Raw genomic sequence first — 20,313 nt, forward strand, 5'->3', positions numbered from 1 at the left:
TTCACTGGGCTTGACCTCCATTGTTACGACTTAACTCTTCTCGTCTGGCAGGAAGCTGAAAATTGCTCGCCAGGGGAATCAGGGCCCAAATTCCAGCCAGTAGTAGGGCGATACTAAGGGGCCAGGTGAACAGGGACTTCATGGGGCGGTAACTTTCCGCTTCTTGTTCGACAGGCTCTAATTTATCCAGTTCGGCATAGATTTCTGCCAGCTCCTGCGGGTTGTGGGCGCGGAAATAGCGGCCTCCGGTTTTGTCGGCAATTTCCTTGAGTGTCTTGCTGTCGAGGTCTCGCGAAGGGTTAATTCTACGGCTGCCAAAACGGCTCCCCAGAAGGCCAGGTTGAACCATTTCGTCGGCACCTACACCGATGGTGTAAACCGTAATGCCCGCTTGTTGTGCCAGCTCGGCAGCTTTGAGCGGGGAGACTTCCCCCGCAGTGTTGGCGCCATCGGTGAGGAGTATCAGCACGCGTTGCTCTGCGGGGCGTTGGGTCAGGCGTTTGACCGATAACCCAATGGCATCGCCGATAGCAGTTCCCTGTCCAGCAAAGCCGATCTGGGCCTCTTTTAGTAGAGTTTCTACCGTCTCTCTGTCGTAGGTAAGTGGGGCTTGCAGGTAGGCGCGAGTACCAAACAGTACCAGCCCCAAACGGTCACCTTTGCGCCGTTCAACAAAGTCACCAACCACTTGTTTTACTGCATTGATACGCATCGCCGGTCGGCCATTAATTACCATATCGGGCGTTTCCATGCTGCCTGAAATATCTACGGCAATAAGGAGATCCCTTGCGCTGCTGGGTTGAGATATCGGCTCCCCATACCATCGGGGACGGGCTGCGGCGCTAATTAAAAGCAGCCAGATCAGAATCAGCAAAAAGAGATTGAGCAGATTGCTTTGTTCGCCGCCGCCGCGTTGGGATAGCTCAGAATAAAATGGCACCTTCAGGGCGCTGCTCATGGGTTTGGAGCGGGGTAGCAGCCAGCGAGCGAGCAGCGGGAGTGGGGCTAAAAAGAAAACCCATGGCCAGGCGAATTCAAACATGCGCGGCCTCCCCGCCCTGGTGTTGAGGGTTGTTTTTAGTGGGTTGTCCATGCTGCTTCACCCACAAAATGGCATATTCCTGTAGCGCTCGGTTTTTGTCTGGGTCACAGCTGCCACGATAGAGGTTTTCGACGAGTGCTTGTTGCGCATCAGAGGGGCACTCGAGTGGGGCTGACTTTTTCAGGAATTCGACCCATGCTGTGCCGATAAGATTGCCGCACTCTGTGCGACTGTATGTTGTAACTGCCACTCGCTTAAGTATTTCATTAATTTCTGGAACTGCATCCAGCTCCTCAGTATTTACTGCGGCGAGCAGTGAGGCTGCTTCGACACGATAGCGATTGCGTTCAATTTTTTTGCGCCGCTGCCGCCACCATAGGGCAGCGGCGGCCACACAGACAAGAATTAATACGGCCAACATCCACCAGCCTGGAGCGGGTGGCCACCAATTAACCGCATTGGGCTCTTGTATATCGCGGAGTTGCGATAACAGTTCCTGGGCCTCGGGCGAAGGCGCTTGCGGTGTTGGGGATTGCATTTGTTTTGCCAGAAGACTTCCTTTTATCACGACTGGCCCTCAATTAAATTGCCAGTGCGTTTTGCCTTCGTTCCTTGGTTCGCCAAAACACTGGCGACTAGCTTTTTCTGCACTTTCAAACTCATTACTACTTGGGCCTTCTCGTATTTTGCCAGCCATTATTTCTTTGCCGCGAGCCGTAGACGGACATCAGTGCTGGAATAAGCGGTTGGGTGTTATCAAAGTCCAGCAACGGCAGCCGATAACGTCGGCACAGTTGTTCAACCTCGGCGCGGGCGCGGGCTTGCTTTTCGGCAAAATGTTCGTGTACCGGCCGATTGCCGGCATGAAGGAATGTGCGCTGGCGACCGTCAGATATAGTGAGGGATTGGCCGGGCAGATGTTGCTCCAGCGGGTCCGATACCCTCAGTACCTGGAGGTCGGCATGGCGGGATAAAAGATAGAGTGGCTGTGAGCAGCTCTCGTCGAGATCGTGACAATCACTGATTAAAAAGAGCGCACTACCGGGGCGTGCGATTCTTCGTGCTTCCTCCAGCAATGTTTTCAGTGTTTGGCTGCCCTGTTCGGGGATGGGGCTGTTCAGTTCCGCAGCGCGGGCAACCGTACTGTGAATCATCGAAAGTACGGCGTGGTGGCTGCGGCGCGGGCGCACTGTGTCTATTTCCCGGTCGGAGAAAAGTAGCGCCCCGATCCGATCGCTGTGCTGTAAACCAGCCCAACCCAGCGCTGCAGCGATGCCGCTAGCCGTCACCGATTTAAATGCCCTTTGGCTGCCAAAAAACATCGGCGAGCGCAAATCCAACAGGATAACTACCGGGCGTTCGCGCTCCTCTTGGTAAAGTTTGGTGTGGGTTTGGCCGGTTCGAGCTGTTACGCGCCAGTCAATGGAGCGCACATCATCGCCGGCCTGGTAGTTCCGCACTTCCTCAAAATTCATGCCGCGGCCGCGATAGCGAGTGAGCAGGCTGCCGGCCTGGTCACTGCGGGCCAGGCGCGGTTTGAATAATTGCAACTGCCGTGCGGCGTAGCGCATTTGTACCAACGGCGTTACTTCGGGATATGCCCCGCGCAGTTCGAGCTCAATTGGGGGTGCTTCAGCGGACATCAGATCGCAGGCACCTGTTGAAGTAATCGCTCAATTACCTGGTCGGTAGTAATTCCCGCCGCTTCTGCCTCAAAACTCAACAGGAGTCGGTGGCGTAAAATATCGGGAGCGACATTCATCACATCATCTGGGGTGACGTAGTCGCGCCCGGCGAGCCAGGCGTGAGCGCGCGCGCAGCGATCCAATGCAATTGTTGCTCTCGGACTTGCACCAAAATCTAGCCATGACGCCAGCTCGCTGTCATACTTCGCCGGCTCGCGAGTAGCAATGACAAGTTGGACAGTATAGGTTTCCACGGCCTCAACCATCTGCATTTCCAGAATTTGGTTGCGCGCCTGAAGAATGGTTTCTTGGCTGATAATTTCAGTGGGGCGATTTTCGCCAAGGCTAGCCTCGGATCTGGCCAGGCGCAGGATTTTTGCTTCCGCCTCCGCATTGGGATAGGCAAGATTTACCTGCATTAGGAATCTATCTAATTGTGCCTCTGGCAGAGGATAAGTCCCTTCCTGCTCAATAGGGTTTTGGGTAGCCATTACCAAAAATAACTGGGGAAGGGGATAAGTTTTTCGGCCGACACTGATCTGCCGTTCTGCCATAGCTTCGAGCAGCGCCGACTGAACTTTGGCTGGCGCACGGTTAATCTCATCGGCCAGTATCAGGTTGTGAAACACTGGACCTGGTTGAAAATGGAACTCTCCGGTTTCCGGCCGGTAAATGTCGGTGCCGGTAATATCCGCCGGAAGCAGATCTGGCGTAAATTGAACGCGATGGAAGTCACCCTCAATAGCTTCGCCCAGTGTTTTAATGGCCTTGGTTTTGGCCAGGCCTGGCGCTCCCTCCACCAAAAGGTGGCCATCGGCCAGCATGGCGATCAGCAATCGGTTAACCAATCTCTCTTGACCGATAATCTGCTCTTCCAACCAATCGCCCAAAGCGGCGATATGATCCCTAATAGTCTGGTTTGCTTCCATAGTATCTCTTCTTCTGAGAATTTAGCCGCCGCACGGACCTGGCTGGCTTTCTACCATCTATATATAGTCGCCGCCGAGAAGGTGGCGACTGATGATTTTAGCGGCACCAAATGAAGAGGCAACTCCTGAGACGTAGGCCTCTGCCGAGCCGACTAGATTCTGAGGTGGAATGGACTTCTCCTCACTGTCTGACTGAAAGTGTAATTTTTAGGACTCGACCCTGCAGCTGCGTATGGGCTGAGATGATGACCTTTTCGGATCTACAGTGTTTGGATTCGATGTGACAAAAATGAGATTGGGAGGTTCCCCGTGAATATGGCGACGGTTATTACCGACAGCCGTGAAGAATTAGTTGCGCAGATTTGCGAGCTGATTCGTGACAAGCTGACCAGCGAAGCCGAACCCGTTGTGGCTTTTGCCCAGCAGTTCCTCAATCAGTACCCATTAGAGGATCTGGCCGGTCGTCGTCTTGTTGACGTCTATGGCTGCATATACACCTGGTGGAACTTTATTCAACAGCGCCCGGGCGGCCTACCCAAGGTGAAGGTTTTTAACCCCCGCCTCGAAGACGATGGTTGGGAGTGCTCGCATACGGTCATTGGCGTGCTGCAGCGGGATATGCCATTTCTGGTGGACTCCATTCGCATGGAGATCAATCGCCGAAATACAGTGACTCATTCGATAAAGAGTACGGTAGTTCGAGTCGAACGCGATGCCAAGGGGAAACTGACTCGCCTGTTGCCGCCAGAGGAAGAGTTACTGGGTGAAAAGCCGCAGGCAAAAGGGAAGCGCATCACGAACGAAGCGATGATTTATGTCGAGATTAATCACGACACTTCATCTGAGTTCGCTTCAGGCATGATGACTGGCTTAAAAGACGTACTCGGCGATGTGGAGCTGGTAGTGGACGACTATGTCCCGATGCTGGAAACCTGCAGCGCAATGGAGGGACAGTTACAGGCGGGACTTCCAGACGAAGACACCAACCTATTGGAAGCTAGTGCATTTTTACAGTGGATGCGCGATGGTAACTTCACCTTCCTGGGATATCGCGAATACGAGTTCAGTGTTGTCGGGGATAAAAAAATCCTCAATGAAGTTGAAGACCGCAGGCTCGGTATTTTCAAAAAGCTGGAAGAGGCTGCGCCGATGCTGGAAACCTCTTTTAGTGAGGGGAAGCAGCGTTTCTACCAAGGGCCCAATTACCTGACATTTGCCAAGTCCTCCGTTAAGTCCCGGGTGCACCGCACGGCCTATTCGGACTACGTGATGATTAAGCGCTACAACACCGAGGGTGAGGTGATTGGTGAAGCGGCGTTTATGGGGCTTTATACCTCGCCGGTTTACACCGAGAGCCCGGCGAAAATTCCGATTATTCGCCGCAAGATGGCCTCGATCATCGAGTCTAGCGGTCTCTCCGGACAGGGGCACGATGGCAAAGCCCTGCGCCGGATTCTCGATACCTTCCCAAGGGATGAACTTTTCCAGGGCAGCACCAAAGAGCTGTTTGACGTGGTAATGGGTGTGCTGCAGTTAAATGAGCGGGCTCACCTTCGTCTGTTTATGCGTCGCGACCCCTTTGGTAAATTTGTTACTGCCACGGTATACGTTCCCCGTGAGCTGTTTAACAGTGATGTGCGCGAGGTGATTTGCGCGCATATTGCCAAAGCGATTAATGCGAAGGACTCGGACTTCACCACTTTCTTCTCCGAATCCATTCTCGCGCGGGTTCATTTTGTTTTCCGCGTGTCCCCCGATGAGCCTGTTGATTTTGATGTCGCGCTGCTGGAGGCGCAAATTGTGGATATTACCCGCTCCTGGGAAGATGTTTTCCAAAGATCACTAATTGAAAATAGCGGGGAAGAAGAGGGCAGTCGTCTCTATCGTACTTTTGGCCGCGCCTTCCCGGCGGGGTACCGTGAAGACTTTGAGCCTCGTATTGCGGTGCAGGATGTAGCAGCCGTTCAGAGCCTCAGTGAAGATAACCGGGTGGCAATGAGTTTCTACCAGCCGGTGGGGGCCGCTCAGGGCAGCCTGCGGTTCAAGGTATTCAACTGGGGCAGCGGCCTGACGCTCTCCGACGTGATTCCCGTGCTGGAAAATCTGGGCTTGCGGGTTATTGGTGAATTCCCCTATACGATTCGCCCCCGTGGCTATACCGATGTGTGGATGCACGAATTCCATCTGGAATTTGGTCTGCCCACCAAAATTGATGCGCAGGCATCCCGTGGCCTGTTCCAGGATGCGTTCGCGGCGATCTGGAATCATACGGCGGAAAGCGATGCCTTCAATCGCCTGGTGCTGGCCGCCCGCCTTAACTGGCGCGAAGTATCCATGCTTCGTGCCTACGCCCGTTACCTGAAACAAACCAAGTCTGGTGCCAGCCAGAGCTATATTGCCGCTACCCTGGCCAGCCACGTGGATATCACCCGCAACCTGGTAGCCTTGTTTAGGGCGATGTTCGATCCCCGTTTAAGCACTGGTAAGCAGGAGCAGCCCCGTGTCGAGCGCTTGATCGCTAAAATTCACGATGGTTTGGATACGGTTGATAACCTGAATGAAGATTTGGTTCTGCGCCGTTATTTGGAATTAATCCTGGCGACCCTGCGCACTAACTTCTTCCAGGTGGATGATGAAGGGCAGCCCAAGGATTATATTTCGATCAAATTCAGTCCCCGGGATATTCCCGGCATTCCCGAACCCCGCCCGGAGTTTGAGATTTTTGTTTACTCCCCTCGTGTGGAAGGTGTGCACTTGCGCGGCAGTAAAGTCGCTCGCGGCGGCCTGCGTTGGTCTGACCGGCTGGAAGATTTCCGCACAGAAGTTCTGGGCCTGGTAAAAGCCCAAGCGGTGAAAAATGCGGTTATTGTACCCAGTGGTGCAAAAGGTGGATTTGTTGTTCGACGCCCGCCTACCGATGGCAGTCGCGAAGCCATGATGGAAGAGGGAATCTCCTGCTACAAAACCTTTATTCGCGGCCTTTTGGATATCACTGACAATCTGAAAGACGGCGAAGTTGTACCACCCAAATATGTTGTTCGCCGGGATGAGGATGACCCCTACCTGGTAGTGGCTGCGGATAAGGGGACGGCGACTTTCTCAGATATTGCCAACGACATTGCCGGGGAGTATGGCTTCTGGATGGGCGACGCTTTCGCCTCCGGTGGCAGCCAGGGATACGACCATAAGAAAATGGGTATTACAGCCCGTGGAGCCTGGGTATCGGTGCAGCGCCACTTCCGTGAGATGGGGGTGGATGTCCAGAAAGAAAACTTCTCTGTTGTCGGCATTGGCGATATGGGTGGAGATGTTTTTGGTAACGGCATGTTGCTGTCTGAGCATATCTGCCTGAAAGCGGCCTTTAACCACCTGCATATTTTTGTGGACCCCAATCCGGATGCAGAATCCAGCTATAAAGAGCGCCAGCGTTTGTTCGCGTTGCCCCGGTCGAGCTGGAGAGATTACGAGCGCAAATTAATTTCCAAAGGTGGTGGTATCTTTGAGCGTCGCGCCAAGGCCATTGCTATTACGCCTGAAATGAAAGAAGCGTTTGATATCAAACAGGATCAACTGAACCCCAACGAGCTGATTAGTGCCTTGCTCAGAGCGCCGGTGGATCTGATCTGGAATGGCGGTATTGGCACTTATGTTAAGGCTACTACCGAGACGGACTCCGAAGTTGGTGATAAGTCCAACGATCACTTGCGCGTTGATGGCCGGGAGTTGCGTGCCAAAGTCTTTGGCGAGGGCGGCAACCTGGGTATGACCCAGCGTGGACGTATTGAGTTTGCTCTCAATGGCGGGCGTTGTAACACCGACTTTATCGATAATGCGGCTGGTGTGGATTGTTCTGACCACGAGGTAAATATCAAGATCCTTCTGGATAAAGTCGTTGCCCAGGGTGATTTGACGGAAAAGCAGCGCAATGAGCTGCTGGATGGGATGACCGATGCTGTCGGTGAATTGGTGCTGCACAATAACTATGAGCAGACTTTTGCCCTCAGTGTGGCGGAATATCAGGTTGCCAAGCGCCTGGATGAGTACCGCAGAACCATCAACACTTTGGAAGACGACGGCCGATTGAACCGCGCGCTGGAGTTTATTCCTGATAACGAGCAGATTTCTGAACGCGAGCACAAAGGGCAGTCCCTGACCCGCCCTGAATTATCGGTTCTAATTTCATACGTGAAGGTCAAGTTGAAAGAAGAGCTGCAAAATGCACAAATCACCGACAATGAGCGGGTGCGTTTTGCGGTTGAGTCTGCATTCCCGGAAAAATTGGTCGAGCGTTATCGCGACCAAGTCTATGACCATCCGCTGTTGCGCCAGATCGTGGCTACCCAGGTCGCCAATGAGATGGTTAACAGTATGGGTATCACCTTCTACAACCGTATCGGTACAGCTACTGGCGCCGATGTGAACGATGTAACTGCCGCTTACGTCAGCGCTCGCGATGTGTACGAGATGCACGACTTCCAGGAGCAGCTGGCTGCGCTGGACTACAAGGTGCCAGCGGAGCTGCAAACGGAACTGCTGAACTCGATGATAGGCCGTGTGCGCCGGGCAACCCGGTGGTTCCTGCGCAATCGCCGCAATGAGTTGGAGCCAGCTACCAACTGCGAGCTGTTCCAGGAGCCGGTACAGCGGGTTATTACAGCGTTGCCGCAGGTCTTGAGTGGCGAGCCCCTTAACGAATGGGAGCAGCGCTACCAGAAACTCCTGGAAGCAGGGGTACCAGAGGCCCTGGCCCTGCTGTCGGCGTCGCCCACCTACCTCTACTCGGCACTGGGTATTTCCGAGTCGGCGCGAGCTAGCGATACGGCCGTAGAGGAAGTTGCCACGGTTTACTTCAGGCTGTCGGATGAGTTGAACCTGCATTGGTTTGGCAATCTGATCGTCGATTTGCCGGTAGACAGCTTCTGGCAGGCGCAGGCTCGGGAGACCAGTATGGATGACCTGGACAGCCAGTTGTCGACACTGGCGGTGAACATCCTCCGCTTGGGCAAGGCTGAAAATCTTGATGTAGAGGGTGCAATGTCCCGCTGGAGCGCTATCATGGCGCCCGCAATTCAACGCTGGCACAATATGATTGCCGAGTTGAAGTCTACTTCTGTCGGCGACTTTGCCATGTTCACTGTGGCTTTGCGCGAGCTAATGTATCTCGCCCACGCCACTGCGGACCGGGAAACCCTGGCAGAACAGTAGCGGAATAGAGCCCAGGGGCCGCTCAAAGGTCCCTGTAGTATCGTCATCACAAGATAGAGCCCTTCGTTTTTCTGAAGGGTTCGCCTCCCCACGTAAGGAAAGGTATGTATTCAACACTGCGTAAAGCCTTGTTTGCGCTTGACCCTGAGCGGGCCCACCATTTGTCGATTGATGCCATTGGCGCTGCAGAGCGTCTCGGTTTGATGTCCCTGTACAAAAAGTCGGTGCCGGATGATCCGGTCGAGTTGATGGGGCTCACTCTACCTAACCCGGTTGGTTTGGCCGCTGGTCTGGATAAGAATGCGCAGGCCTTCAATGGTTTCGGAGCCCTGGGTTTTGGATTCGTTGAAGTAGGCACCGTGACACCGCGCCCCCAACCTGGCAATCCGCTGCCAAGGCTGTTTAGGGTGGAAGAGGCCGATGCGATTATTAACCGTATGGGTTTTAACAACCTCGGTGTTGACTACCTGATTGAACGAGTGAAAAAGCGCCGTTATAGCGGTGTCTTGGGGATCAATGTAGGTAAGAACTTTGATACTCCAGTGGAAAAGGCCGCCGATGACTACTGCCTGTGTATGGAGAAGGTGTACCGCTACGCCGACTACATCACTGCCAACGTTTCCTCTCCCAATACCAAAGGGCTACGTGACCTACAGTTTGGTGACAGTCTCAATCGCTTGCTGGGCAGCATCAAAGACAAGCAGATGGAGCTGGCTCAAAAGAGTGATCGCTACGTCCCTGTCGCTGTCAAGATTGCCCCGGATATGGAAGGCGATGCGGTGGCGCAGATAGCTGAGGCGCTGTGTGAGTACGATATCGACGGCGTGATCGCTACCAATACGACGATCGATAAGTCTTCAGTCGCCAAGCTGCCCCATGGTAGCGAAGAGGGCGGTTTGAGCGGAAAACCCCTGAGAGCTCAATCCACCAAGGTCATCGAGCTGTTATCGAAAGAGTTGAGCAAGCAGATCCCGATTATTGGGGTTGGCGGTATTTTTGATGGTGACAGTGCGGCTGAAAAGATTCGTGCTGGGGCGACTGCCGTACAGATGTATACCGGTTTTATCTATCGGGGGCCTGAATTGATTCGTGAGGCGGCAGAGGCAATTGCTTTGGAGCGTCGCCGAACAGAGCAAGGGTAAGCTGTATCAGTTGCTGACTGCTAGGAAAAGGGGGGCTTTTGACGATAAGCCCCCTTGCCATCGCTAAATGGTACTCCACCCGTCAGGGTATTGGATGTCGGTAGAAACGGCGCCATAAATTTCCAGTTTTTGCGCCTTGGTCACTCTGTCGAAGCCATTCCAGTAATCTTCCCGCCCCTCACGCCAACCATTGATCCACTCCTGATGAGGATCCTCTTCGACAAATGGGCAGCTATCCATAGACTTGTTGTTCAGGGCTGCCAAATAGCCCTTGTAAAATGCCCTGTCGGCGTGATTTCGTTTTTGGCGTTTCATCGTATACGGCACCTCTACTTTGTCGGTCTGTGGACAGTTTGTCGGCAGGTTCGCAAACGGCTCTATTTTGGGGTGTCTCTCAATGAATTTTAGTGAAGGAAATAAGTCTTTGAACGGACCGACCCAATCCACCTTATTAGTAAGAGTAAAGTGGCTGCGTGGGAATCGGAAAACATCTCTAGTTGACAGTATGACTTATGGGGCAGGTAGTAATTAACGGCAGGGCGTATTCTCTTCTGCCACAAAATGGGATAATCGTCCTCTTTTGGGCAAGGCGATAATGCTCAATTTCCCTAGTTGGGGGCGGTAAAGGTTTTGCCTCCAAGTTTTATTTGTGCGTACTGGCGGCGCAGACGTTGCCGGCAGCTTTAAGTGGGCGGTCTTTATTGGCGCACAAAACTTCCTCCACAGGAGGAGCTTAATGAGTAAGTATTTTGACAGATTTACAAACCGAAGAATTTGAGTTTACGGCTACGTGTCCCAAGGGAATAGAGGGACTGCTCGCTAATGAATTACGCGACCTGGGTGCAGGGTCTGTAAGGGAGCAGCCGGCAGCAGTGTATTTTTCCGGCTCCCTGAAGCTGGCTTACCGCTGCTGTCTGTGGAGTCGCTTGGCAAACCGCATTATGTTGCGTTTGGTGCAGGTGCATGTAGCCACCGCTGAAGACCTCTACCAAGCAGTTGCCGAGCAACCCTGGGAACTCCACATTCGCCCCTCGGGCAAACTGTGGATGCAATTCTCTGGGACCAATCGAGAGATCCGCAATAGTCAGTTCGGTGCTCAAAAAGCAAAAGATGCTATTGTCGACCGCCTTCGCCGCCAGTCGGGAGCCCGTCCAAGTATTGATAAACATCATCCAGATTTGACGGTTGCCCTGCGCTTGCATCGGGATAAGTTGGATATCGCCATCGATCTAAGCGGTGACAGCTTGCATCGCCGTGGCTACCGAACCCATATCGGTGCAGCCCCACTGAAAGAGAACCTTGCGGCAGCGCTGTTGCTGCGAGCCGGCTGGCCAAAGATTGCCGAGCAGGGTGGAGCATTGCTCGACCCGATGTGTGGCTCGGGCACTATTCTGGTGGAGGCGGCGATGATCGCTGCGGATATAGCACCGGGATTAATGCGGGATAGCTTTGGTTTTGAGCGTTGGCTGAACCACCAAAGCGATATCTGGAATGAGCTTCGCGAGGAGGCATTACAGCGTCAAGGCGTTGGCCTGGCTCGCGAACTGCCAGAGATTCGCGGTTACGATGCCGATGCGAAAGTCTTGTTTGCGGCTGAAGCTAATATTGCCCGGGCCGGTCTGGAGCGCCAGGTGCGAGTGAGTTGCCGCCCAGTAGCAGGGTTTAGGGTACCGAGTCATAGAGAAGTCAAAGCGGGATTGGTTTTGACAAACCCACCCTACGGTGAGCGCTTGGGTGAGCAGGAGGCTTTGCGGGAGACCTATTTTGAACTGGGGCGGCAGTTAAAAGCGGAGTTCCCGGGCTGGTTGGTCGGTGTGTTTACCGGCAATCCGGAACTGGGTTATGCCACCGGTTTACGCTCTCACAAGCAGTACCAGTTATACAATGGCAGTATCCCCAGTCAGTTGCTGATGTTTGAGGTTCGCGCGCAAAGTGGGGCGGCGGCGAGTGAAGCCACTGGGTCGAAGTTGTCACCCCAGGCGGAGATGGTAGCGAATCGCTTGCGCAAAAATCTGCGCACTACGGGTAAATGGGCCGCGAGGAGTGGCGTGGATTGTTATCGCCTCTACGATGCGGACTTGCCTGAGTATGCTGCGGCGATCGATATCTATAAAACCCTGGATGGCGCCGTGTACGCACATTTGCAGGAGTATCGTCCGCCGGCCACTATCGAGGAGGAGAAAGCTCGGGGACGCTTGCGCGATTTGTTAAGGGCCCTTCAGTCCGTGCTCGAATTGCCTCGCGCGAATGTCAGTATTAAAGAACGCCGTCGGCACAGCCACAAGGGCGGAGGTAAGGGTGGAAGTCAGTATCAGAAGCAGACCGAATCCAGAAAGGAACTCTGGGTTGGGGAGTATGGTGCTGAGTTGGCGGTAGATCTGTGGAGCTACCTGGATACAGGGCTTTTCCTCGATCATCGCCCGGTGCGCAAATATCTACGAGAGATTTCTGCCGGTAAAACATTCCTAAACCTTTTCTGCTATACCGCCAGTGCGACGGTCCAAGCGGCTCTGGGTGGTTGCAAGCAAAGCACTAGTGTCGATATGTCGCGAACCTATCAAAACTGGGCGGGACAAAATTTCCGTGCTAATAACATGGATCCTTATCGCCATCAGTTGGTCGAGGCCGATTGTTTACAGTGGCTTGAATCTGCTCAACAGAACAGGAAAGGCCATTACGATTTAATATTCATGGACCCCCCGAGTTTCTCCAATTCCGCGAAGATGAGCGGGGTATTAGATATTCAGAGGGACCACGGGAAATTGATTCGTCAGTGTATGTCCCTGTTGTCGCCTCAAGGTCGCTTGGTGTTTTCCAACAACTTGCGCAGCTTTAAGATGGACGAGGACGTTTCCAGTGAATATTCGGTAGAGAAGCTGAACCTTTTGGATAAGGACTTTCAGCGCAACCCAAAAATTCACAATGTTTGGGAGCTGCGGGTAAAATAAACTCGCTTGAATAATGGGGCTCCACATTGCTGAAATATTTTAGTGTAAGCGTATTCACAGCAAGTAATATCTGCAGATCTTCAGGTCTGCAGATATTATGGGAGCTCTCTAAGGGCTACTAAAAGCAGTCGGCTTACCGGCGCAAAATCAAAATGCGTGACTGGGAGTGTATGGTGGGTTATCGATCTCTTGTTCATTGTGCTGTGGAACGATATAAGCGAGGCCGTTGCATTCGATAAATTTTAGGCAGCCAGCAGAATTTTGTGTAGTGCAACTCTCAAAAACTATGGCGTTTCCGCCGAGATTATGGGTTTTGATTTTTAGTGACTTTTTGATGCTTGCCGGCTCGGGTTTTTCATCGGAGGGTAAGGCTTGGCAGCTATTGGCTGATACGGTGCCGAGTAATGTCCCATTGCTTCGATGAATCTCAGCTAAAGAATACTCTTCAATCAGTGTGGATTTAACCTTGTCAGACACATATGTACCTGCGTTTGTCTGTATCTCTATACCGTTGCAGCCGGTAAGTAAGATTAAAGAAGTAGCGAGTAGTAATCTTTGCACTGAAGTTCCTTCTTGTATTGTTAGGTTTTATTGATCAAGTTCCATCACAACACGTATCCCAACATCCTTGGCACGGGCTGTTTCATTTAGGCCTTTTCTATAGTCAGAAGATATCTTGTTAGAACTGTCTCGCATCGATCCACCTCTTACAGTGTGAAGCTGGCAGCCGCTAATTTTTACTGGTGTCGATGTGGTTTTTGTAGGGGTGTATCCAGCTTGGTAGCAGTCTTCCACCCACTCAGCCACGTTCCCTGCTGTGTCAAAAAGGCCAAACGGATTCGCCTGATAGTGCCCTACTGGAGCTGTACTGGTACTGAACAGCTTTGTGAATTCGCTAAAGCAACCTCTGCGACAATTGGCTTTGCCCCGGGCATCGCTGGAAGCCCACCAGTATTGATGTGAATTGCCGCCTTTGGCGGCGTACTCCCATTCGGCTTCGCTGGCCAACCGGTAATGCTTGCCCGTTTCTTTTGATAGCCAATCTACGTACCTCTGTGCATCCCGCCAGGTTACATTAATAACTGGTCTATCGCCGCGTCCCCAGCCGGCATCGCTTGGCTTGGCGCTGCCAGTGGCCTCTGCAAAACGATCGTATTCTGTAAAAGTGACTTCAAAGATGGATATGGCAAAGTCCTGCTTCACGTGTACCTTGTGCGCGGGGCTGGCTAAGCGCCGCTGGTTGTTGCCCATAGTAAAACTACCGGCTTCGATAGCGACCATTTTCGGACCCAGTCCACCTGAGGACAACTTGGACTGGAATCTCTTGCCAATAAAGTAGGCTCGCTCCAGCTTGAAAGTCACTTCCAGGTCTTTATCTTCAAGCACGATCCATTGACGAACCTTGCTGAAGCCTGGCTTACTCACCTCTACATCATATCTCCCGGGGCCCAATTCTAGGCCTGGTAGGTAGCGCGGGGCTATATTCATAATCCGTACACGAGCATCAGAGGGCTCAGTGTTTATTGTCAGACTGTACAGCGGAGGTTCGCTCTTTACTTCTGGTTCATTAGGCTGGGGAGGGAGCTTTTCAATGGAGGCATCATTTTCTATTGGAGCAGGTGCCTGGTTATTAGAAGGAATTTCCCTGGCTTGGGCAGCCTGTACGAGAGGGGGGCTTACCTGTGTGGTTTGTTCCTGTGAGCCAGAGTGATTTACTTCTGAAGTTATCAGTGCAGGTTCAACACCTGTATCAGGAATTGCAGAGCTATCTTCTTCTTTGCTTCCCAGAAGTGAGACTGCAGTAAAATCGCTAGCACTATCCAGCACCGGTACACCAAGTCGCCAGCCTGCCTTGTGGTCAATAATACTGTACAAGCTCCAAGTTGTGGTGAGGGAAAGGGCCACCAGACTACTCACTAGCCAGGAGCGTCTGTGCTTCGTCGGTTCGGCCAGGAACTGCCGTAGGCGCACAACGGTGTCTTGTTCTTTGCGCGCTGGTTGCTCTGGTGTTGCTGTTCCCTGCCAGCTGGTAGTAATTTTATTGAGCCGATCTGTCACACTGCCATAGATTGTCAGTATCAGCGCTTTTGCCAGGCTCGAAGTTTTTAAGGTTGAATTGTTCAGCTGACTGATTTGATTGGCAGGCTTGCCTGCGAGTGCCGCGACTAAATCGTCTGCTGCATCGGCAATATCGAGTCCGCGCTGAAAGCGCTTGTCCGGATCTTTGGCCAGAAAACGATCGAGTAGAGGCTGATAGAGTGCATGTCGGGCTGGCAGTCTTGGCACCGGGTCTGTGAGATGTTTAATCGCTATAGCGACGGCTTCATCTGCTTGATAGGGCACGGCTCCGGTAAGCATTTCATAGAAAACAACCCCTAGACTGTAAAGGTCTGCGCGACCATCCACTGCTGCTCCACGCGCTTGCTCAGGGCTCATGTAGTGAGGGGTCCCTACAACCATCCCGCTGTTTGTCATACGAGTGGTTCTTGCGATAGCTCTAGCTACACCAAAGTCACTGAGTACGGCCGACCCATCTTCACGAAACAAAATGTTTTCTGGTTTTAGGTCTCGATGCACATAACCTTTGCTGTGGGAGTGATCCAGGGCCATGGCAATCTGGCGCACTACGTTGAGCGCCTCCAATGGCTCAAGTCCACCTTTGCCCAGCTGCTCGGCAACTGAGCCGCCGGGCATATAATCCATCGCGATATAGTTGAGGCTGCGATAGCGTCCAATATCATGGATGCCAACAATATTGGGGTGCGACAACTGCCCGACAATGTTCGCTTCTCGCTGAAATCGCTCACTGAAGATTGGGTCGGCATTTAATACCGGCGACATAACTTTCAGGGCTACCTGTCGGCCAACACTACGCTGTACAGCCAGGTAAACCGAGGACATTCCGCCTTGATTGATTTTCTTCAGGATACGATAGCCTGGTATTTGCAGTGACGAAGTACCGCTATTGACGACTTCCATTAAATGCTTTCCCTAGCTCAAAGCAAAAATGAAAGTCCATAGGCAGTTGCGGCAACTAAAGCGACTGCTAAAAGGAGGACAAGAGGGCTGTACTTTTTGTATGTCGGGTTGGTCTGGCTGGATTCATTGATTGGATAAGTGGGGGAAATAGTGGAAAAGGGCTGCGCTGTGGATGGGGCATCAATAACCTGAACGGTGACGTTGTCCTTTCCGCCTGCATCAAGAGCTGCTGCGATCAGGAGTTCAGTAGCTCTATGGATATCACTGTTTTCTGCAAGTACTTGGGCGATTAATTCTGCTGGTACCTCAGAACTAAGTCCGTCACTACAGATAAGTAGCCTCTGTCCCGCAGCCCACCGATAGGAAACCCTGTCAACTTCTAGCTTGGGATTGGTACTGCCGCCTATGCATCGGGTGATTACATGTCGGTTTGGATGTATAGCGGCTTCTTCAGAGTTGATGGCTCCTGAGTCCATAAGCATCTGCACGTAGGAGTGGTCACTGGTAAGTTGGGTGAGCTTTCCGTTTGACTCCCCTGGGACCCATAGATAAGCACGGCTGTCACCTACCCAGTAAATATGGAAGTAGTCTCCTTCTTCGGCAACAACGACCGCTGTGGAACCCATATTGGCTGTGGTTTGCTCGTCGCCCAGCAAAAGAGCGTGTGCTTTTTGCAGGGCACGCTCGTAGTGCCTGTCAGTTTCGGCTGACTTTTGGATTTCCTCAACAACGGTCTTGCTGGCGAGTTCACCTGCGTGGTGACCGCCCAGGCCATCGGCTACAACCCAGATGCCTTTGTCTTCTGCGGCCCAATAGGCGTCTTCGTTCTGTTCACGCTTATAGCCGGTATGGGTGGCGCCAGCACTGCGTGTAGCATTTTTGCTATGTTGAACTGACCCGCTGTGCCGTGATACTTCGCGTACTTTGGCTTCACTCACTGGCGTGCAACTACCTGTAATTTATTTTGATCTTTCTAACGGTGATAACCCTCCGGTAATCACGCGCCTCTTCCCTGTTGTGCTTTTGACATGTTCTCTTTGTCAAATGCTTAATAGGTCATCGCTGAATCTGTTAAATACTAGACCTTTGGGCCATTTTAAGCTGCAAACCGAATCACACGCTAATGATATTGCCCATGATAAACTCAACTTTACCAATAAAAGTGAGTGTTTCGGCTGCTTTTTAACATTAGTTAAGCTCACTGTCTTCAATAATCGGCCAATTTTTACGCGGCCATTGTGGCTTTAGGAGCGATTTCAATGCTCAAACTTTGCGATATCAATGATCTCAGCCAAAGTGTTTGGCTGGTATCACCGGGAGTAACTGTGGGGCGGGCACAGAGTAGTGACTTGTGTATAGCGGATGATTCAGTAGCGAAGTCGCACTTGAAAATTACAGTGGATGGGGATGTTCTGACCCTTCACAATTTATCGGGCGCTGCCCGAATACTACTTAACGGCCAGCCAACTGGTACTCCTTGTCGATTAAAAATAAATGATCAGGTCAAAGTGGGTAGCCGTTTACTTCAGGTTGTCGACCCCAAGGTGACTAAGCTTAAGTCTGATACTTCCAAGTCGGTTACGAATAAAGGTGTTGCTTGGGCGCTGCGTGCCAATCACCGGGCAATTGCGGGAAAAGTATTTCCTGTGAAGGAGAGCGCAGTAATAGGGCGCTCCGATGAGTGTGATATTACCTTTTCGCTTTCTCACCTTTCGCGCAGGCACGCCCGTCTCGAGGTAAGGGAGGGCTTACTGTTTGTTATTGATTTAGGTTCAGCAAATGGAACATTTGTCAACAATAGGAAGGTAAGTGAAAGTCGGGTGCGCAGAGGAGATGAACTGAGATTCGACTCTTTGAGTTTCTCGGTGGTCGGTCCTGCTGATGACAATAATCGTACAGCTGTGCGCCCGGCTTTGCCGGAGTTCGAATTGCCCAGCTCTTCCTCTGTCTCTGGAGACGCCGATACAATCCCCTATGCAGTGCAACCCAGTCTGCCTGAGGAGGTGCCTGGGGAAGTCGATAAGCCAAAGGCTAAAAGTAAAACGTGGCTTTTAATAGTGGGGCTTGCGTTGAGTGTTGCGGGATATTTCTGGGGCAGCAGCTTGGGGGTTTTTGGATGAGTGATATAAAAGAGCTTTTACTCTACACCACTTTGGGTTGCGGCTTGTGCGAAAAAGCCAAAATTGAAATTTGGCCTGCCCTGGAAAAATTCAACTTGCGTCTTCGCGAGGTGGATATCGCCGAGGATGAAGCGTTAATGGAGCGCTTTTCTATCCGCATTCCGGTGGTTGGCCTTGGAGACCCCGACGATGTTTGCGGTTGGCCGTTTGACCAGGTGCAATTGCAAGAATGGCTGAAGGAGCGGCTTTAAATTACAGCCGGCTCGCAGCTTCACTCTCCCTTAATAGTTGCAGTTTGGTGCCGCTGCGGTAAGCGTAAATCACTGAATAGGCGAGCACATTTTGCACATAATTCCGTGTTTCCCTGAATGGAATAGTTTCAATCCACACATCATAGGGCAGCTGTTTTCGGGTCTCTTTTAGCCATCCCGCTACGCGGGTTGGCCCGGCATTATAGGCGGCAGCTGCCAGAAAGCGGTTATTGTCAAAGCGGTTAAGTAAGCTACTTAAGTAAAAGCTGCCCAGTGCAATATTGGTGTTGGGGCTCAATAGGTCCCAGCTGCGTCGATAGCGCACCCCCGCTCTGCGCGCAGTAGCTTTTGCCGTGGATGGGAGCAATTGCATAAGTCCCAGGGCCCCGGAGCTGGATTTTGCATCGTGGCTAAAGTGGCTCTCTTGTCGTGCCACAGCGTAAATCAGATATGGTTCTAGAGCCGAGCTCTGGGCACCAACCTGTTTGCTCACATCGTGAACAATATCGGAAAAGGCGAGAGGGAATCGCAGTTCCAAGTCGTCGAGGTAGTCAGCCGCAAGCACTGACTGGATTGATTTATGGTACCAACCCCAGGCGCTAGCTACTTTGCCAGCCGCAAGTAATTCCTGGTGGTCCATAGCTCTTGTGGCATAGCTCCATTCCCTTCGGGCATGGAAGAGTTCGCCTATCGCTTGTAATTCTCGGGCTCTCTGCAGTTCGGGGCGCTTTGCCATCTCCTGCACTTGAATGGGGGTGATTGGTGCAGGCCGGTGCTCAAAGCTGTACTGTTGCCCCAAGGTATCAGCGGCAAGGAAACCGTAGTAACTGCGATTGCGGGCGGCTTTGCGGTAAAGGTGGGAGGAGGCTTCGGAGCTTCCTGTGCCATACAGCTCTTCCAGTGAGCGGGCTTTCCAATATATCCACCGGTCGAGTTGTTGTTTCTCCTCAGGTAGGCGGTCAATCCAGAACGCGACCTGTTGCCAATTTAATTCACGTAGGGATTGTCTGGCTAGCCACTCGATGGTGCGGCCATCGGTCACTGTGTGATGTTCAACCAGCTGTTGCAAGCGCTGCATATTATCCTGGCGAGCAAATTGACGCGCCAAGTGCTTGAACATGGCTTCTTGTTGGGCATCGGAAAACAAGTAGCTGGCCTGATAGCGGTGCCAGGCAGTTTCCGCTTTGATCGCGTCTTTTTTCGCCAATTGGTGCAATCCGTGCAACACGATATCGCGATATTCCAGTGGGTTGTAGGTGAACCTGGTGTCGGTGAGAAGCTTCTGTGGGTTGCGATGGACCGAGCGTAAAAGTTTGGCTTTCTCTGCTTGGGCTGGCGTCATTTTTTTGGCGATATAACGTGCCAAATCGAGGTTGCCTTCTTCGACTGCCAGCAGGTGCCGCTTCCAAGCGAGTTCCTGCGTCAAGCCGCCATTTTTCATCCAGCGGGCAAAAACGGGGTCGCACTCCTCGACTTGGGACCGCCCAACAAGCCAGAGTTCTGATATCAACTGCTGTGTCTCTGCCTGATAGCCGTCTCGGCGCGATAGGGCATCGGCGTAATAGCAGCGGAGGGAGATGCGACTGTGTTGCGAAGGTTGGTAATAGCGCAGGTAAGTCGAGAACTTTTTTTGACTACCGAGTTGGCGCAACAACCTGACCATCATCCAGTCGCCAATAGCCGTGCCTCTGTTGCTCTCCAGGAATTGATCAACTTCTTTTAAGGGCAGTTGGTGCAGTTTTTCACTGAGCGCCCAATAGTCAATATAAGCAGCGAGGGGATAATCTCTGAGCTCAGCTTTAAGTGCTCGAAGTTGCCGTCGATCCTTGTATTTTATCGCCTGCCGGGCTTGGCGCAGCTTTTCTCTCTGTGCCGCACGATCATCTTCGGATACTTCCGGTGCGATAGCGGTTGCCTGAACAGATTGTGCATTTGTGGGCACGGCTGTGCAGAGACAGGTGATGATTAGGGCGGAAAGAAGCGCGATTCCTTTTGCGTCAGCTGACATCTCA

Annotated in this window: 14 protein-coding genes; 5 read left to right on the top strand and 9 right to left on the bottom strand. The window is 52.4% G+C overall.

Annotated features, from left to right (window positions below):
• Nucleotide 1: 1 nt before the first annotated feature.
• The 4 genes from ACJJIE_RS02910 to ACJJIE_RS02925 all read right to left on the bottom strand — a co-directional run bounded on the left by ACJJIE_RS02910 (nt 2) and on the right by ACJJIE_RS02925 (nt 3,656).
• Nucleotides 2-1,042 carry a vWA domain-containing protein gene (locus tag ACJJIE_RS02910; protein ID WP_444893491.1) on the bottom strand — a complete coding sequence of 347 codons (1,041 nt, stop codon included), beginning with the start codon at nt 1,040-1,042 and terminating at the stop codon, nt 2-4.
• Nucleotides 1,035-1,580 carry a DUF4381 domain-containing protein gene (locus ACJJIE_RS02915; RefSeq protein ID WP_444893492.1) on the bottom strand — a complete coding sequence of 182 codons (546 nt, stop codon included), beginning with the start codon at nt 1,578-1,580 and terminating at the stop codon, nt 1,035-1,037. Before ACJJIE_RS02915 ends, ACJJIE_RS02910 begins: the two co-directional genes overlap by 8 nt.
• 127 nt (nt 1,581-1,707) lie before the next feature.
• Entirely contained in the window at nt 1,708-2,685 is a 978-nt protein-coding gene (locus ACJJIE_RS02920) for a DUF58 domain-containing protein (RefSeq protein ID WP_444893493.1), read from the bottom strand.
• A complete protein-coding gene (locus ACJJIE_RS02925; RefSeq protein ID WP_282932305.1) occupies nt 2,685-3,656 on the bottom strand; it encodes an AAA family ATPase in 972 nt (323 codons plus the stop codon). Before ACJJIE_RS02925 ends, ACJJIE_RS02920 begins: the two co-directional genes overlap by 1 nt.
• Nucleotides 3,657-3,971: 315 nt before the next feature.
• Between ACJJIE_RS02925 and ACJJIE_RS02930 the strand changes: the two genes are divergently transcribed.
• Together ACJJIE_RS02930 and ACJJIE_RS02935 are read left to right on the top strand one after the other, a co-directional pair.
• Nucleotides 3,972-8,861: an NAD-glutamate dehydrogenase gene (locus ACJJIE_RS02930; RefSeq protein WP_444894741.1), complete on the top strand. Its 4,890-nt coding sequence runs from the start codon at nt 3,972-3,974 to the stop codon at nt 8,859-8,861.
• Nucleotides 8,862-8,965: 104 nt separating this feature from the next.
• Nucleotides 8,966-10,003 carry a quinone-dependent dihydroorotate dehydrogenase gene (locus tag ACJJIE_RS02935; protein WP_413662444.1) on the top strand — a complete coding sequence of 346 codons (1,038 nt, stop codon included), beginning with the start codon at nt 8,966-8,968 and terminating at the stop codon, nt 10,001-10,003.
• Between the two features lie 63 nt (nt 10,004-10,066).
• Here ACJJIE_RS02935 and rmf read toward each other — a convergent pair whose 3' ends face one another.
• Nucleotides 10,067-10,318 carry a ribosome modulation factor gene (rmf, locus tag ACJJIE_RS02940; RefSeq protein ID WP_108733677.1) on the bottom strand — a complete coding sequence of 84 codons (252 nt, stop codon included), beginning with the start codon at nt 10,316-10,318 and terminating at the stop codon, nt 10,067-10,069.
• A gap of 434 nt (nt 10,319-10,752) precedes the next feature.
• Here rmf and rlmKL point away from each other — a divergent pair, with 434 nt between their 5' ends.
• On the top strand, nt 10,753-12,951 hold the full coding sequence (gene rlmKL, locus ACJJIE_RS02945) for a bifunctional 23S rRNA (guanine(2069)-N(7))-methyltransferase RlmK/23S rRNA (guanine(2445)-N(2))-methyltransferase RlmL (RefSeq protein ID WP_444893494.1): 2,199 nt from the start codon (nt 10,753-10,755) through the stop codon (nt 12,949-12,951).
• A gap of 147 nt (nt 12,952-13,098) precedes the next feature.
• Here the strand turns inward: rlmKL and rcsF are convergent, their stop codons facing one another.
• From rcsF to ACJJIE_RS02960, 3 genes are read right to left on the bottom strand one after another with little or no spacing between them, the layout of a single operon-like run.
• Nucleotides 13,099-13,512, bottom strand: coding sequence for an Rcs stress response system protein RcsF (gene rcsF, locus ACJJIE_RS02950; RefSeq protein ID WP_282932308.1), 414 nt, complete (start codon nt 13,510-13,512; stop codon nt 13,099-13,101).
• A 27-nt stretch (nt 13,513-13,539) separates the two neighbouring features.
• Nucleotides 13,540-15,930: a bifunctional serine/threonine-protein kinase/formylglycine-generating enzyme family protein gene (locus tag ACJJIE_RS02955; RefSeq protein ID WP_444893495.1), complete on the bottom strand. Its 2,391-nt coding sequence runs from the start codon at nt 15,928-15,930 to the stop codon at nt 13,540-13,542.
• Nucleotides 15,931-15,947: 17 nt separating this feature from the next.
• Nucleotides 15,948-16,868 carry a PP2C family protein-serine/threonine phosphatase gene (locus tag ACJJIE_RS02960; protein ID WP_282932311.1) on the bottom strand — a complete coding sequence of 307 codons (921 nt, stop codon included), beginning with the start codon at nt 16,866-16,868 and terminating at the stop codon, nt 15,948-15,950.
• 321 nt (nt 16,869-17,189) lie between these two features.
• Between ACJJIE_RS02960 and ACJJIE_RS02965 the strand changes: the two genes are divergently transcribed.
• Together ACJJIE_RS02965 and ACJJIE_RS02970 are read left to right on the top strand one after the other, a co-directional pair.
• Entirely contained in the window at nt 17,190-18,050 is an 861-nt protein-coding gene (locus tag ACJJIE_RS02965) for an FHA domain-containing protein (RefSeq protein WP_282932312.1), read from the top strand.
• Complete coding sequence (locus tag ACJJIE_RS02970) at nt 18,047-18,301, top strand: glutaredoxin family protein (RefSeq protein ID WP_444893496.1); 255 nt, start codon at nt 18,047-18,049, stop codon at nt 18,299-18,301. The genes ACJJIE_RS02965 and ACJJIE_RS02970 overlap by 4 nt, the downstream gene beginning before the upstream one ends.
• A 1-nt stretch (nt 18,302) precedes the next feature.
• Here ACJJIE_RS02970 and ACJJIE_RS02975 read toward each other — a convergent pair whose 3' ends face one another.
• Complete coding sequence (locus tag ACJJIE_RS02975) at nt 18,303-20,309, bottom strand: transglycosylase SLT domain-containing protein (protein WP_444893497.1); 2,007 nt, start codon at nt 20,307-20,309, stop codon at nt 18,303-18,305.
• Between the last annotated feature and the right edge of the window lie 4 nt (nt 20,310-20,313).

It is taken from the genome of Microbulbifer maximicatervae (SeqCode), from assembly GCF_052467325.1.